Annotated in this window: 13 protein-coding genes; 3 read left to right on the forward strand and 10 right to left on the reverse strand. The window is 73.3% G+C overall.

Going from position 1 to position 14,965, the window contains the following annotated elements; all coding sequences use genetic code 11:
- Window positions 1-162: 162 nt before the first annotated feature.
- Together O7634_RS00450 and O7634_RS00455 are read right to left on the reverse strand one after the other, a co-directional pair.
- A complete protein-coding gene (locus tag O7634_RS00450) occupies window positions 163-1,161 on the reverse strand; it encodes a sulfite exporter TauE/SafE family protein (protein WP_278148196.1) in 999 nt (332 codons plus the stop codon).
- Window positions 1,162-1,739: 578 nt separating this feature from the next.
- Window positions 1,740-2,204 (reverse strand): Rrf2 family transcriptional regulator, encoded by a 465-nt coding sequence (locus O7634_RS00455; protein ID WP_278148197.1) that lies wholly within the window; start codon window positions 2,202-2,204, stop codon window positions 1,740-1,742.
- Window positions 2,205-2,468: 264 nt separating this feature from the next.
- Here O7634_RS00455 and O7634_RS00460 point away from each other — a divergent pair, with 264 nt between their 5' ends.
- Window positions 2,469-3,137, forward strand: coding sequence for a YceI family protein (locus O7634_RS00460; protein ID WP_278148198.1), 669 nt, complete (start codon window positions 2,469-2,471; stop codon window positions 3,135-3,137).
- Between the two features lie 403 nt (window positions 3,138-3,540).
- Here the strand turns inward: O7634_RS00460 and O7634_RS00465 are convergent, their stop codons facing one another.
- From O7634_RS00465 to O7634_RS00480, 4 genes are all read right to left on the reverse strand, one after another.
- Window positions 3,541-4,425, reverse strand: a complete 885-nt coding sequence (locus O7634_RS00465) for an acyl-CoA thioesterase II (RefSeq protein WP_278148199.1) — start codon at window positions 4,423-4,425, stop codon at window positions 3,541-3,543.
- Window positions 4,422-5,870 carry a pyruvate kinase gene (gene pyk, locus O7634_RS00470; RefSeq protein ID WP_278148200.1) on the reverse strand — a complete coding sequence of 483 codons (1,449 nt, stop codon included), beginning with the start codon at window positions 5,868-5,870 and terminating at the stop codon, window positions 4,422-4,424. Before pyk ends, O7634_RS00465 begins: the two co-directional genes overlap by 4 nt.
- A 198-nt stretch (window positions 5,871-6,068) precedes the next feature.
- Complete coding sequence (locus tag O7634_RS00475; protein ID WP_278148201.1) at window positions 6,069-7,451, reverse strand: FAD-binding oxidoreductase; 1,383 nt, start codon at window positions 7,449-7,451, stop codon at window positions 6,069-6,071.
- Between the two features lie 130 nt (window positions 7,452-7,581).
- The gene (locus tag O7634_RS00480) at window positions 7,582-7,947 is read right to left on the reverse strand and encodes a YciI family protein (RefSeq protein WP_278148202.1); all 366 of its coding nucleotides are present in this window, start codon (window positions 7,945-7,947) and stop codon (window positions 7,582-7,584) included.
- A 234-nt stretch (window positions 7,948-8,181) separates the two neighbouring features.
- Between O7634_RS00480 and O7634_RS00485 the strand changes: the two genes are divergently transcribed.
- The gene (locus O7634_RS00485) at window positions 8,182-9,054 is read left to right on the forward strand and encodes an aldo/keto reductase (protein WP_278148203.1); all 873 of its coding nucleotides are present in this window, start codon (window positions 8,182-8,184) and stop codon (window positions 9,052-9,054) included.
- Between the two features lie 23 nt (window positions 9,055-9,077).
- On the opposite strand, the gene O7634_RS00490 is transcribed toward O7634_RS00485, so the two are convergent.
- The 3 genes from O7634_RS00490 to O7634_RS00500 form a co-directional block, all read right to left on the reverse strand.
- Window positions 9,078-9,470 carry a hypothetical protein gene (locus O7634_RS00490; protein WP_278148204.1) on the reverse strand — a complete coding sequence of 131 codons (393 nt, stop codon included), beginning with the start codon at window positions 9,468-9,470 and terminating at the stop codon, window positions 9,078-9,080.
- 15 nt (window positions 9,471-9,485) lie between these two features.
- The gene (locus O7634_RS00495; RefSeq protein ID WP_278148205.1) at window positions 9,486-11,702 is read right to left on the reverse strand and encodes a M48 family metalloprotease; all 2,217 of its coding nucleotides are present in this window, start codon (window positions 11,700-11,702) and stop codon (window positions 9,486-9,488) included.
- 158 nt (window positions 11,703-11,860) lie between these two features.
- Entirely contained in the window at window positions 11,861-12,670 is an 810-nt protein-coding gene (locus O7634_RS00500) for an alpha/beta fold hydrolase (protein WP_278148206.1), read from the reverse strand.
- Between the two features lie 205 nt (window positions 12,671-12,875).
- On the opposite strand from O7634_RS00500, the gene O7634_RS00505 reads away from it, so the two are divergent.
- On the forward strand, window positions 12,876-14,234 hold the full coding sequence (locus tag O7634_RS00505) for a pentapeptide repeat-containing protein (RefSeq protein ID WP_278148207.1): 1,359 nt from the start codon (window positions 12,876-12,878) through the stop codon (window positions 14,232-14,234).
- 13 nt (window positions 14,235-14,247) lie between these two features.
- Here O7634_RS00505 and O7634_RS00510 read toward each other — a convergent pair whose 3' ends face one another.
- The gene (locus O7634_RS00510) at window positions 14,248-14,829 is read right to left on the reverse strand and encodes a TetR/AcrR family transcriptional regulator (RefSeq protein ID WP_278148208.1); all 582 of its coding nucleotides are present in this window, start codon (window positions 14,827-14,829) and stop codon (window positions 14,248-14,250) included.
- Between the last annotated feature and the right edge of the window lie 136 nt (window positions 14,830-14,965).

The following is a 14,965-nucleotide window of genomic DNA, read 5'->3' on the forward strand; positions in this document are numbered from 1 at the left end:
GTCCGGCGGGCCCGCCAGCGCTTCCGGCGAGCCCGGCGAGGCTTCCGGCGAGCCCGCCAGCGCTTGGGGCCAGCCCGGCCGCGCTTCCGGTCAGCCCGGCGAGGCTTCCGGCCAGCCCGCGTTGACCGGCGGCCCAGCCAGGGGCGGCAGACGTCGCGTGGATCAGCGCGGGCTCGGCGTACCCGTCACGGCCAGATCGGCCGGGACCACGTCGCCGGCAGGAGCGACGGAATCGGTCGAGACAGCGCTCGCGGCGTCGGCGGCGGGAACGGCATCGGCGGTCGCAACGGCCTCGGCGTGGGACCGACGGGTTCGCCGCAACGCGCGGACGGCGAGGACCATGGCGGCCAGCCACCCGGCGGCCAGCAGGACGTAGAGGGTGGGGCGGACCGGACCGTCCAGCTCGGCGGACCGGATCAGGGTACGGGCGTTGGTCAGCACGATGACTCCCCCGACCGCCGCGCCGAGCAGTTGGGCGGGCACGATGCGCACCAGCCAGGCGGCCAGCGGGGCGGCGATGAGCCCGCCGATCAGCAGGGCCGCGACGGTGGGGAGCAGGAATCCCTCCGTGCCCAGCCCGATCAGAAAGCCGACGCTGGCGGCGCCGGCCACGACGAACTCGGCGGTGTCCACCGAGCCGATCACCTTGCGCGGCTCCATGCGGCCGGACACCAGCAGCGCCGGGGTGGCGACCGGACCCCACCCGCCGCCACCGGTCGCGTCGACGAAGCCGGCGACCAGGCCCAACGGGCCGAGGAAACGTCCGCGGAGCCGGCCGCCGACCCGGCCGGTGCGCAGCGGCCGGGCGAAGCGCACCAGCAGGTACGCGCCCAGAGTGAAGAGGATGGCGGCCATCCACGGCGCGGCCGTCTCGGTGGAGATCGAGCTGAGCACCGTGGCGCCGGCGAAGGCACCGATCGCGCCGGGCAGGGCGATGCGGGTCACCACCCGCCAGTCGACGTTGCCGAACCGCCAGTGCGCGACCCCGGCGGCGAGCGTGGTGCCGATCTCGGCCAGGTGCACCGACGCCGAGGCGACGGCCGGGGCAACCCCGACGACCAGCAGCAACGTGGACGAGGTCAGCCCGTACGCCATGCCGAGCGAGCCATCGATCAACTGCGCGACGAGCCCGACCAGAGCGAGGACCAGTAGCTTGCGCATGAGCGCCCCCTGACTTTTCGGCATCTCCTATCGACTTGGTCGACAATGCGGTACGCGGCAGCCCGGGTCAAGCCCCCGATCGGTGGATGGGACGCCACTGCCGGGCGCGGGCCGGCGGAGCCGCTGCACGATGTATCCCGGCGATGCGACGTATCAACGCAAACCAACCGCCCGACGCCCCTCCACGACGGCCGCACGCATCGCCACGATGAGATCTTGGACAGTTTCCGTTCCGCGTGGACGGAAACTGTCCAAGATCTCGTGGGGGCCGCGCCGGACCGTCGGCGATCGGCAGATCAGGGGCACGGGCTGCACTCAGGCCCGGCACGGGCTGCACTCAGGCCCGGCACGGGCTGCTCAGGCCCGGCACGGGCTGCACTCAGGCCCGGCACGGGCTGCTCAGGCCCGGCACGGGCTGCTCAGGCCCGGCACGGGCTGCACTCAGGCCCGGCGCGGGCGGCGCGGTAGGCCCTGGGCGGACGATGCCGCAGGCCCAACGCGGGCAGCGCGCTCAGGTCCGGGTGGGCGGGTCGGCGGCCCGCCCGACGCGACGGGCGGGTCAGGCGTCCGCTGCTAGCTCAGGTCCAGGCGCGCGGGTCGGCGACCAGCTCGGTGACACGGGCGGGCAGGGTTCCCGCCGCCACGTCGGCGACGCTGACCAGTTCCAGGATCTCGCGTTCGCTGGCGCGCAGCGCGATCCAGACCTCCTGGAGCGCGCGGGCCGGACCGTGGTAGCCGAGCTGCTCCGGGCGCTGGCCGCGGACGTGGGCGAGCGGCCCGTCGATGATCCGGATCACCTCGGCGAGGGAGATCTCCTCGGCGGGGCGGGCCAGCCAGTAACCACCCTCCGGGCCACGCTGGGCGTGCACGATGCCGCCCCGGCGCAGTTGGAGCAGGATGCTCTCCAGGAACTTCGGCGGGATCTCCTGCGCACGGGCGATCTGGTCGGCCGTGACCGGCCGACCGCGCCCAGGGCCGCTGGCCGTCGCGGCAAGCTCGGCGGCCGCGCGGAGGGCGTAGTCGACCCGGGCGGAGAGGCGCATGCCGGCAAGGTTAGCCGTTGGTCAACCGGGCGGGCGGCCGACCCTCGACCGGCGGTCGCGACAACGCCGAGATCGATGAATATCCGCGAATCCCGGCGCTCGGGGAGAACCCGTGAACTGCGTCATGATCCACCATGAGGTGGCGGCCGAAATGCGGCTGCGGGGCGTCCCTATGCTGAGCGGGAGTACGGCTGTCCGACCGTTTACCCGACCGTCCGGCAGATATTGACAAACACCCGGGCACGCCGGGGGGAAGGCCACACGATGACCGACACCGCGACACGCACCTGGGATGGCATGACCATCCCGGTTGCCGGCACCTATCTTCTCGATCAGGCGCACAAGCGGATCGGTTTCCTGTCCCGGCACATGATGGTGAGCCCGGTACGCGGTGAGTTCGCCGAGGCCACGGCGCAGATCACGGTGGCGGAGGATCCGCTGCTCTCGTCGGTGACGGCCACCATCACGTCGGCCAGCCTCACCACCGGCAGCGTCGACCGGGACACGCACCTGAAGAGCGCCGACTTCCTCGACGTGGAACGCCACCCCACCCTCGAATATCGAAGCACCGGGATCAGGTGGGCAAGCAACGACAACCCCATTTTCCAGTGGGCCCGACTGCGCAACCACCGACTCGGTGGACGAGGCAGAAGTCACACTGTTCCGCCGCAGTCCGGCGGGGCGCCCAACCGATTCATTCTCATCGGTGAGTTGACGGTGAAGGGAATCACCCGGGCCGTCGATCTGAGTGTTCTTTTCGGCGGCGCGCGTCGCGATCCGTACGGGCAGAACATCTTTGGCTTCAGCGCCACCGCCGAGATCAACCGCGAGGACTACGGCCTGCTCTGGAACGTCGCGCTGGAGAGCGGCGGTGTGCTGGTCGGCCGGACGGTGCAGATCGAGATCGCCGGCGAGGCCATCCACCAGGCCTGACGACCGTCGGGGCCACCGGGCGGGCAAGCAGTCCACCGGCGGCCCTGGCGCACAGCACCGCCGCCCCACAACACCAGCCACCCACAACGGCCACCGACCCCACAACACCAGCCGCCCACGCCGGACGGCGACGGACGGCGACGACGGGTGGGCAGGCGGGCGGCGGCAGGCGGCAGCCGGGCGGACGGCAGGCGGCAGCCGGGCGGACGGCAGGCGGCAGCCGGACGGCGGGTGGACGGCAGGCGGCAGCCGGGCGGACGGCAGGCGGCAGCCGGGCGGCAGGCGGCAGCCGGGCGGCAGGCGGAGGGCGGACGGCAGGCGGGCGCCCGACCTGGCCCGGTTCGCGGCCCGGCCCGGCTCGGCTCGCGCCCGGCCCGGCTCGCGGCCCGGCGACGACGGGGCGTCAGGCGCCGACGCGGCGGAGCAGGCCCTCCTGGACGGCGCTGGCGATCTGCCGGCCGTCGGTGGTGAACATGCGGCCGGTGGCCAGCCCGCGCGCCCCGGACGCCGACGGGCTCAGGCAGTCGTAGAGGAACCACTCGTCGGCGCGGAACGGCCGGTGGAACCAGAGCGCGTGGTCCAGGCTCGCGCCGACCAGCCCGCCCGGCCCCCACACCTCGCCGTGCGCGGAGAGCACCGAGTCCAGCAGCGTGAGGTCGGAGGCGAAGGTGAGGGCGCAGGCGTGCAGCAGCGGGTCGTCGGGCAGCTTGCCCTCGATGCGCATCCAGACGCGCTGGTGCGGGTCGGCGGGCCGGTCGCCCGGCCGGACCCAGCCGGGCTCCCCCACGTACCGCACGTCGATCGGTCGCGGGATCTGACTCCAGATGCCCAGTCGTTCCGGGTAGCGGGCGAGCCGGTCGGCCATCGTCGGCACGTCCTCCGGCGGGGGTACGTCCAGCGGGACGGTGACCTGGTGGTCCAGGCCCTCCTCGGCCCGCTGGAACGACGCCGACATGAAGAAGATCGGCTTACCGTGTTGCAGGGCGACCGACCGGCGGACCGAGAAGGATCGGCCGTCGCGGATGTTCTCCACCTCGTACGCGATCGGCTCGGCCGGGTCGCCGGGGCGGACGAAGTAACCGTGCAGCGAGTGCACGAACCGCTCCGGGTCGACGGTGCGGCCGGCGGCGACCAGGGCCTGACCGGCGACCTGGCCGCCGTACACCCGTTGGGGGCCGACCGGGGGGCTCATCCCCCGGAAGGTCATCTCGCCGGTCGGGTCGAGGTCCAGCACCTCCAGCAGCTGGTCCACCGCCGCCTGGCCGACAGCGACCCGACCGTCGCTCACTGCAGCGCCCGCGCCGACGCGGCGTCGACCAGCGAGCCGAGCTGGTGTACGCGCAGGGTGTTCGTCGAGCCGGGAGTGCCGGGCGGACTGCCGGCGACGATCACCACGTAGTCGCCGGGGTTGGCCCGGTTGAGACCGAGCAGCGCCTGGTCGACCTGGCGGAACATGTCGTCGGTGTGCTGCACGAACGGCATCAGGAAGGTCTCCACGCCCCAGGTGAGGGCGAGCTGGTCGCGCACCTCGGGAACCGGCGTGAAGGCCAGCAGCGGCAGGTCGCAGTGCAGGCGGGACAGCCGCCGCACGGTGTCGCCGGTCTGCGAGAACGCGACCAGCGCCTTGGCGTTGATCGCCCGGGCGATCGACGAGGCGGCGACGGTGAGCGCGCCACCGTGGGTACGCGGGTCGTGCTGGAGCCGCGGCACCCCGATCGAGCCGGACTCGGTGGTCTTGATGATCTTGGCCATGGTGCTGACGGTCAGCACCGGGTACTTGCCGACGCTGGTCTCGCCGGAGAGCATCACCGCGTCCGCGCCGTCGAGCACCGCGTTGGCGACGTCGGAGGCCTCCGCCCGGGTCGGGCGGGAATTTTCGATCATGGAGTCGAGCATCTGGGTGGCCACGATGACCGGTTTGGCGTTTTCCCGGCAGAGCTGCACGGCGCGCTTCTGCACCAACGGGACCTCGTCCAGCGGCATCTCGACACCGAGGTCGCCGCGGGCGACCATGACGCCGTCGAAGGACAGCACGATGGCCTCGAGGTGGTCGACCGCCTCTGGCTTCTCCACCTTGGCGAGGACCGGGCGGAACACGCCCTCCTCCGCCATGATGCCGTGCACCAGCTTGATGTCCTCGGGCGAGCGCACGAAGGACAGCGCGACCAGGTCGACGCCGAGGCCGAGGGAGAAGCGCAGGTCCTCGGCGTCCTTCTCCGACATGGCGGGCACGCTGACCGCCACGTTGGGCAGCGACACACCCTTGTTGTTGGAGACCGGACCGCCCTCGGTGACCAGGCAGCGGATGTCGTTGCCGGTGATGTCGGTGACCTCCACGGCGACCCGACCGTCGTCGATCAGGAGGCGGTCACCGGGCTTCACCTCCTGCGGCAGCTTCGTGTAGGTGCAGGAGACCCGGTCCTTGCTGCCGACGACGTCGTCGCCGGTGATCACGACGGAGTCGCCGGTGCGCCACTCGTGCGGGCCGTCGGCGAACTTGCCGAGCCGGATCTTGGGGCCCTGGAGGTCGGCGAGGACGGCCACCGGCTTGCCCGCGGCCTCGGACGCCTCCCGGACCAGTCGGTAGACCGCCTCGTGGTCGGCGTGGCTGCCGTGGCTGAAGTTGAGCCTCGCCACGTTCATGCCGGCCTCGACGAGACCCCGAATGCGCTCCGGGGACGAGGTGGCGGGACCAAGAGTGCAGACGATCTTCGCGCGGCGTGTCACGCCCATCAGGCTAGTCTCTCCTCCAGGTCGGACTCGTGGCCGACCCCTTGCAGGCAGCGGAACATTGTCCAACGACGCGCGGCGCGCGTCGGGCCGGCGGGCGGAAGCGCACCGGGAACGTTGTGGCGACGGGCAGCAGCGACCGCGCGCCGGGAATCGTACGCCCCCGGCGGGGCGTGGTGTCGGGGTGCTCCCGTCGGCGACTCACTCCGGGCGCACCGAGGGCGGCAGGGTGGGCACCGCGTCGAGCAGGTCGCGGGGGTCGTAGCGGTGCTTCGCCCGGCGCAGCCGGGCCCAGTTCGGGCCGTAGGCGAGCCGGACCCGGTCGGTCTCCTCCGGGGCGAGCAGGTTCGGGTACCCGCCGGGCAGGGCGTGCGGGGCCAGCGCGGTCGAGGCGCGCTCGGCCCACCGCCGGTGCGGGTCGTCCCGCTCACCGGGCGGCCAGACCGCGATGATCTCGGTCAGCAGGTGGTCGGCGCGCAGGCCGAACGCCGTGTCGGCGGTGCGGACCCGGGTCGCCGCGCCGTGGAAGTGGTGCACGGCCAGCGCGGAGAACGGTGAGCTGACCCGCCGGGCGGCGTCGACGAGCGCGTCCGCCGCGCCGTCGGTGAGCGCGGGCAGCCATCGGGTCCGCAGCAGGTAGTGGTTGCCGTCGACCATCCCCCCGTCGAACAGCCGCAGCGCGTCGGCGTACGGCATGGGGTTGATCTGGTCGACCAGCGGGGTGCCCAGCGCGCGCAGCCGGTCCAGCCACGGCGCGCCGGCGGCCAGGTCCGGGCCGCTGTAGAACGGGCAGACGAAGACCACCGGCTCGCCGGCCGGGCCGGGCAGGAAACCGGTCATCACGGTCAGCTCGTCCGGGGCCTCGGCGAGGAGCGCGCGGTAACCGCGCAGCACCCTCGGCGCCTCGGCGAGCGCAAACATGATCATGCCGGCCAGCACGGCCGGGAGCCGGTGCGCCCGGAAGCGCAGCTCGGTCACGATACCGAGATTGCCGCCGCCGCCGCGCAACGCCCAGTACAGCTCGGCGTCGTGCCGGGCGTCGGCGGTGACCCGTCGACCGTCGGCGAGGACGACCTCCGCGCCGAGCAGGTTGTCCAGTGCCAGACCGAACCGACCGCACAGCGGGCCGTACCCACCTGCGAGGGTCAGCCCGGCCATGCCCACGGCGTCGACCACGCCGGTGGGCACCACCAGGTCGTACGGCCGGGCGGCGGCGAGCAGCCGAGCGCCGGTGGCCCCACCGCCGACGGTCACCGTCGCCGCGTCGCTGTCCACCCGGACGTCGTCCAGGCCGGTGAGGTCGAGCGCCAGACCGCCGTCGCGCAGCGCCCGGCCCGCCCAGTCGTGCCCACCGGAGCGGACGGAGACGGGCAGGTGGCACCGGGCGGCGACGCGGACCGCCCCGGCCACCTCGTCGGCGTCGCGGCAGTGCGCGACGAGCGCGGGAGTATGCCGCACCGCGCCGTTCCAGAGTCGGGTGGTGGTGGCATAACCGGCATCGCCCGGCTCGTGCAGCCGGTCGCCGAGCAGGGCGCGGAGCCGAGCGGCGGCTGTGGCGACATCGGGGGTGGCGGCGGGAACCATGGCGACTCCTCGACCGGGGGCCGACCGTTCGCGCCGGGTACGCCCCGGTGGCGGCCCTCGCTGGCCGCGACCGTAGCACCGGCGGGCGGGTGGGCGCCGTCGTCATCACGACAGCCGCCTGACCAGCAGCTCAGCTCCCGGCCTTGACCAGCGGGAACTCGAGGGAGCCGGCCGGGCAGAGGAAGGTCAGCACGTCGATCCGGTAGAGCCCGGCCTGCACCGCCGGATCGGCCTCCAGCACGCTGCGTACGTCCTCGACGCTGCCGGTGCGGGCCAGCCCGAAGCCGATCGGCGGTTCCGGGTTGTTGGTCGTCCCGTCGATCGAACCGGCGACCAGCACGATGCCGCGGCGCTGCAACGCCTGCATGTGCTCGGCGTGCTCGGCCTGCAACCGCTGCACGGTCTCGGTGGGCAGGGCCCGTCCGGCCGCGCCGGGATAGATCACGATGCACTCGTACGTGTCGAGCGCGAAGTTGACCTGCGGCACTCCCGCCATGGGTGCTCCCTCCGCCGTCGCGCGCCGGACCGCACCGGCTCCGGCCAGCGTCGCACGGACGCCCCGGTCCGACCCCGCGCTTCGCGGCAACTCGTCCGGGCGGTGTCGGCGCACACAGTCCGATGGTGAGCGGTGTGCGGGGCCGGTTACGGGGGATGATCTGCCAGTGGCGGGGCGGCTGCGCGTGCCCGCGCGTTCGCCGTCCACCACGACGAGACGATTGGGGATCGGGCAATGGCGACAAACATCAGTGAGCAGCCCGCGAAGGCGTCCGGCACGTACCGGATCGGCGGCGACGTCACCGTCAACCGGTTGGGTTACGGGGCGATGCAGCTCACCGGCCCGGGTGTCTGGGGTGACCCCAAGGACCCGGCCGAGGCCGTCCGGGTGCTGCGTCGGGCGATCGAGCTGGGCGTGACGTTCATCGACACCGCCGACTCGTACGGGCCGTTCGTGTCGGAGCTGCTGATCCGGGAGGCCCTGCACCCGTACGCCGATGACCTGGTCATCGCGACCAAGGGTGGGTTCACCCGGTCCGGGCCGGGCGACTGGCGGGTGGTGGGCCGCCCGGAGTACCTGCGGCAGCAGTGCGAGCTGAGCCTGCGCCACCTCGGCCTGGACAGTATCCCGCTGTACCAGCTGCACCGGATCGACCCGCAGGTGCCGCTCGCCGACCAGCTCGGTGAGCTGGCGCTGCTGCGGGACGAGGGCAAGGTCCAGCACATCGGGCTGTCCGAGGTGACCGTCGCGCAGATCGAGGAGTCCCGGGCGATCACCGAGATCGTCTCGGTGCAGAACCTGTACAACCTCGCCAACCGTAGCGCCGAGGACGTGCTGGAGTACTGCGAGCGCAACGACCTCGCGTTCATCCCGTGGTTCCCGATCGCCACCGGCGAGCTGGCCCGTCCGGGCGGCCCGCTGGACGCGATCTCCACCGCGCACGGCGCGTCGCCCGCGCAGCTCGCGCTGGCCTGGCTGCTGCGCCGCTCGCCGGTGATGCTGCCGATTCCGGGCACGTCGTCGGTGGCGCACCTGGAGGAGAACGTGGGCGCGGCCGAGGTGCGGCTCACCGACGACGAGTTCGAGGCGCTCGCGAAGGCGAGCTGAACCGCCGGTCCGGAGGCGTCGACTCAGTCGGCGGCGTCCGGGCCGGGCTCCCTGGCGGCGCGCAGCGCCTCGGTCGCCTGGGCGAGCAGGCGAGCGGAGTCGGTGCGGCCGTTCACCTGGATCTCCACCTCGGCGTCGCCGGCCTGGATCCGGACACTGGCCTCGGTGCGTTGCTGGTCGACCCAGGACTGCAGCAGGTTGAACAGGCCCGGCAGCAGACCCTGGGCCAGCACCGCGATGATGACGGCGTCGCTGAAGCCGGGCCGCCCCCCACCGCCGCCGCCCTGGCGCACCACCGGCCGGTACTCGGGGCGGCGGTGGATCCAGGTCAGCAGGTCGACCGCCGTGGGCTGCCGCTGCCGGGGGTTGATGGTCAACCGCACGGGCAGCCGGGCCGCGACGTCGCTGTCGGTCACTGTGTCGTCTCCCGGTCAGTCGGAGGGCGGTTGGAAGCTGACGGTGTCGCCCTCGGCAGTGGCGACGCCGGTGACGGTGAACGTGTCGTCGTCGGTGAACGGCGAGCTGCCCCCGAAGTACGTATTGGTGCCGCTGACCTGCACCCGGCCCCGGGTCTCCACCGGGGTGGACACCCGGGCGGTGCTCGGACCGGTCAGCTCGACGGCGACCTTCGGGTACTCCAGGATCTTCCAGGTCACCTTCTGCGTGCTCGAACCCCCGTAGTAGCTGAACGGGCAGTTCGGCGGCGCGGCGACAGTCTGCTTGGCGCACTCGTCCAACCAGGACCGGACCCGGGTCTCGACCGCCTCGATCGCGGTGGGCTTGAGCACCGGCACCAGCTCCAGGGTCGCGGCGCTCTGCCCCGGGCCGACCGTCACCGTCGTGGTGGGCGTCTCGCTGAGCGCGCTGGACGGCCCGGTCGCGGTGTACGCGCCGGGCAGCAGCACCGGCGGCGGACCCTCGGTGGCGACCGGCAGCTCCACCCCGTTGAGGCGTACGCCGGGGTCGGCGATCGACGAGTTGAGCGGGATCGGCCCGCCGTTCAGCCGCCAGCCGTGGAACAGCCCGAGGGTGGTCTCGTCCCGGCGGGTCAGCGTGAGGGTGGCGGTCTGCGGCGCGTCGGCCAGCCGGTACGTCACGGTGGCGGTGGCGTTGTCGCCGTCGCGTTCCAGCGTGCTGATCTCGACGTCGGTCGGCGGTCGGTAGCCCTTGCCGCGCAGCAGTTTGGCGAGCAGGTCACGGTCGCTGCCGGCGCCCTGGTCGGTGAGGACGTCGAGCGCCGCCTCGCTGTCCCGGTCGGCGAGCGCGGAGAAGTAGCTGTCGATGGTCGCCTGGGGGCGAAAGAACGCCCACTGCACCACGCCGAGGCCGCTGGTGCCGAGGCAGGCGGCGAGGACGAGGGCGCCGACCAGCAGCCAGGTGCGGCGGGTGCCGACCGGCCCGGGGTGGCCGAACAGCCGCTCGACGGTGACCGGCTCGGCCGCGCGGTCGGGCACACCGGCAGTCGCCGCCACCGACGCCCGCTCCAGCGCGTCGAGCCGCAGTTCGTGCGGCGGATGGGTGGCGCAGACCGCCTCGTCCCAGCCACTGCGGCCGCTCTCGAAGGACAGCCGTCGTTCCAGGACGCGCCGCAGCCCGTCGACGTGCCCGGTCAGCACCGCGCCGAGGTCGGCCCGGTACTCGGCGGCCCGTACGTCGCGGGCGTGCAGGGGCAGCACCACGTACCGCATGGTGAGCAGCACCGGCCAGAAGAACAGGAAGACCACGAAGTTGGTCGCCGGGTGCGGGAACGTCCGCATCAGCCAGGTGGGCAGGGCGTGCGCGAGGGTCAACGGCAGGCCGACACCACGGACGAAGGCGCTGGTGATCTCGTCTCCGGTGCGCCAGTGCACCAGCTCGTGGCTGAGCAGCGCGGCCACCTCGTCGTCCGGCTCGGTCAGCACGGCGGTGGTGACCACCACGTGCCGGGCGTACGTGCGGGCGTTGCTCAGCACCGGGTCGTCCTCCATGAGCAGCCGGGGGACGCTGGGCAGGCCGAGTCGTCGCGCGCAGTCCTCCAGCACCGGGCGCAGACGCGCGGTCTCGCGGCGGCTGGGCTGGCGGGCGCCGGACACCACGAGCAGTTTCGGTTCGAGCAGCACCCGGTACAGCGTGTAGAGGACGCCGATCAGCGCCGCCGCGGCGACGGTGCCGACCAGCCCGGTGAGCAGCGCCAGCGGTTCGTCGGCGACCCCCATCCAGGGCAGCGCGAGCACGGCGAGGAAGCCGCCCAGGAAGCCGACGGCGAAGCCGACCACGCCGCCGAGCAGGCCGCCGGAGCGGGCGAAGAAGGCCTCCAGCAGAGAGCCGATCAGCGGGGCGTCGCGCAGCGCCGAGGGGATCTGCTCGTCCGCGTTGAGGCCACCGGCGAAGAGGCCGACAGCGGCGAGACTGAGCCCGCCCCAGAACGCCAGCAGCAGCCCGATCGGCAGGTAGAACCAGGTGGCGACGAACGCGCCGAGCACGCCCCGCCAGTCCCGCAGGATGCCGGCGCGCAGCCACACCAGCGCGCTGGGATAGCCCGGTGGCCGGTCGGCGAACCCACCGGTCTTCGTCGGGGTGTCGGCGGTCGGGGGTTCGGCGGCCCGGACGTCGAGTTGCGGCACTGTCGGCGGTGTGCTCTCCGGCGGCACGCTGTGCGGCTCGGTCATGCGCGCTGCTCCTTCGTGCGCGGCGTCGACTGTCGGGAATGGACAGCCGGAGCAGGCTATCGAGGACGCCTGATGCGACGCCACACCGTTTCGCGTCATCGTCGCCGACCCGACACTCCGGGTGGGGTGGTCCCACCGGGACCACCCCACGGTCCGGGTCAGAGCGCGAGGCAGTTGGGTCGCACCGGGCCGTCGACCAGGGCGCCGCGCACGATGGTGTACGCCGTGCCGTCGAGCACCAGACCGAGGTGACCCACCACCCGCAGCGGGCAGGACGCCTGGATCAGCACGTTCGTCGCGCCGTCGTTGACGGCCGCGTTCCCGGTCGGCCGGACCAGCTCGTCCTGGAGCGTGCGGATGGTGGTGTAGCGCACCGCGCCCGGTGTGTCGTCACCGGCGTTGAGATCGGCGAGGAACGACGAGCCGATGGTCATCTGCTGGCAGGCCACCACGCCGGCGCAGCTACCCAACCCGAGGAAGGCCACGATGTTGGCCACGTAGGTGCCGTACTGCGGGGTGCCCAGGCTGACGTACCGGCCGACGGAGGCGGTGCCGCCGAGCCGCTTGAGGTAGTAGCGGCTGACCAGGCCGCCCTCGGAGTGGGCGACGAGGTCGACCGCCGACGCTCCGGTGCTGGCGCGCACCTGGCTGACGTAGGTGGCGAACGCCCGGGCCGAGGTGGGGATGTCGCCGAGGCCCAGGCCGGGCAGTTGGTAGATGAACGTGCGGTAGCCGTCGGCGCGCAGCCGGCCGGCGATCGGCTCGTACGCGACGGCGACGCCGCTGAGCCCACCGACCACGATCACGGGGTTGGCCGCCGCCGCGGCCCGGACGTCGGCGGCGGTGGCCGTTTCGGCGGGGCCGGGGGCGGGCACGGGATCTGCGGTAGCGGCGCTCGCCGCGCCGGTGGACGCGAGCACGGCGGCGGTGGCGAGGGCCAGGACGAGGACGGTCTTTCGGAGCAGCATCGCTGCACCTCCAGGGGGAGGCGCCCGGCGAGGCGGGCAGGTGGGTGGGGGTGTCCGGCCGACCGTGCGACGATCATGCCCGCAACAATCCAGAAACGTCAATGACTTGTTACGCGCCGGTAACCCGTTGTGCCGGCGGGGGCGTAAACCGGCATACCCGCCACGCTCCATGTCGGACACCGAGCGCGCCTGACATGCTGTGGCCGTGGCTGTCGACGAACCCCGCACCGAGCGCGAGTTGCGGGTGATGCCGTGGTGGCTGGTCCTGGTCGGCCTGCTGCTTTCCGTAGCCCTGGGTTGGTTGGTCCTGGCCCTGCTGCTGGGCGAGGCGGACCGGGCCAGCCAACCGGACACCCGCGCCACCCTGCGCATCGACGCGATCCGGACCGGGCTGACAGTGGTCGCCGGCACCGGCGGAGGGCTGGCGCTGCTGTTGGCCGCCCGCCGGCAGTGGATCACCGAGCGCGCCCAACGACACCAGGAGATCGTCGCCGCGCGGGACCAGGCGCACCGGGACCGGGTGCAGGCGCACGCCGAGACGGTGGCCGAGGCCGCGCAGCGCCACCAGGACCGGCAGTCCACCGCCGCCGAACACGACGCGGCGGAGCGTCGCCTGACCGAGCTCTACACCCGCGCCGTCGAGCTGCTGGGCAACGACAGCGCGGCGGTACGCCTCGGCGGCCTGCACGCGCTGGAGCGCCTCGGCCAGGACAATCCGGCGCAGCGGCCGACGATCGTGGCGGTGCTCTGCGCGTACCTGCGGATGCCGGCGCCCGACGACGAGCCGCGCGAGACGGAGGTGCGGCGCAGCGCGCAGCGGGTGCTCACCCGGCACCTGCGGGCGGACGACGCGGCCCACTGGCCGGAGGCCAGGTTGGACCTGAGCGGGGCGCGGCTCGTCGACTTCGACGCCACCGGCTGCACCCTCGTCGACGCGGACTTCACCGGCGCGGTCTTCGACGGGGCCACCAGCTTCGCCGCCGCGACCACCCGCGGACCGCTCCGCCTCGGCGCGGCGGTCCTCGGGGACGTGGTCTTCGACGGGCTCGCCACCGACGGGGGGGTCGTCCTGGACGACGCCCGCGTCGCCGGTCGGGCCAGCTTCGACGGGGCCGACCTCACCGGGCTGTCCTGCCGGCGGTCCCGCTTCGCCGGCCCGACGTCGTTCCACCGGGCGACGTTCCACGAGCCGAGCAGCTTCGACGCGTCCCACTTCGCCGACGGGGTCCGGTTTCGCAAGGCGACCTTCCTCGGTGGGCTGTCGATGGAGCACACCGAGTTCGCCGGTTACGCCGGGTTCCGCGCGGCCCGCTTCGCGGACATGGCGCTCTTCCGGTGGGCGGTGTTCGCCGCCGACGTCACCTTCGAGCAGGCGCGCTTCGAGGGGGCGGCGACCTTCGGCCGGGCCCGGTTCGAGGGCGCGGTCAGGTTCGACGGGGCCCGGTTCAGCCGGCCGCCGCTCGTCGACCAGGCACGCGCGGCGGCCGGCGCGGAGCACTCCTGGCCGGCCGGCACCACAGTGGAACGGCTCGACGACGAGTGGCTGCTGCTCGTCGACCGCTGAAGCTGGGGCGGCGTCAGCGGGACGCGCCCGGCGGGCGCAGGCCGTCCAGGGCGACGCCGAGCACCCGGTCGCGCTGCTCGGGCGACGGGAACTGGGCCATGGTGAGCCCGCTGATCAGCCGCACCACGTCGTCGAAGCCGATGTCGTCGCGCACCGCCCCGGCGGCCTGGGCGCGGCGCATCAGCGGCTCACCGGCGGCGTAGATCTCCGTCCGGCAGGTCCCGAAGATCTCCGAGTCCTGTAGCAACTGCTCGGCGAGCGCCCGCTTGGTGGCGACGTACGCGACGAAGCGGTGCAGCCACGCGACCAGCGCGTCCCACGGGGGCAGCTCGCTCAGGTCCTCGGCGGAGCGGCTGAGCGCCCGGACCTCCTCGACGTAGACCGCCTCGAAGAGGTGCCGCCGGCTCGGAAAGTTGCGGTAGAGCGTGCCGATGCCCACTCCGGCACGGCGGGCCACGTCCTCCAGGGAGGCGGCCGCCCCGTGCTCGGCGAACGCGTCGCGCGCCGCGGCGATCAGGGCGTCGTAGTTCCGCCGCGCGTCGGCGCGCTTCGGCCGCCGGGCGAACACCTCGGACGCCGGCCCCGCGCTGGTCATGACGTACGTCACCTCACCCTGGTTGCAACCGGAGGCAACCCTCCGCTAGCTTAGTGGAGGCACCCCTCCGGAAACCCCGGAGGCCTGCCTCCGGTTAGCTTACTCCAGGACCCGCCCGATCCGCCTGGCCACCCGA

Source organism: Micromonospora sp. WMMD1120 (assembly GCF_029626235.1).
Taxonomy (GTDB): Bacteria; Actinomycetota; Actinomycetes; order Mycobacteriales; family Micromonosporaceae; genus Micromonospora.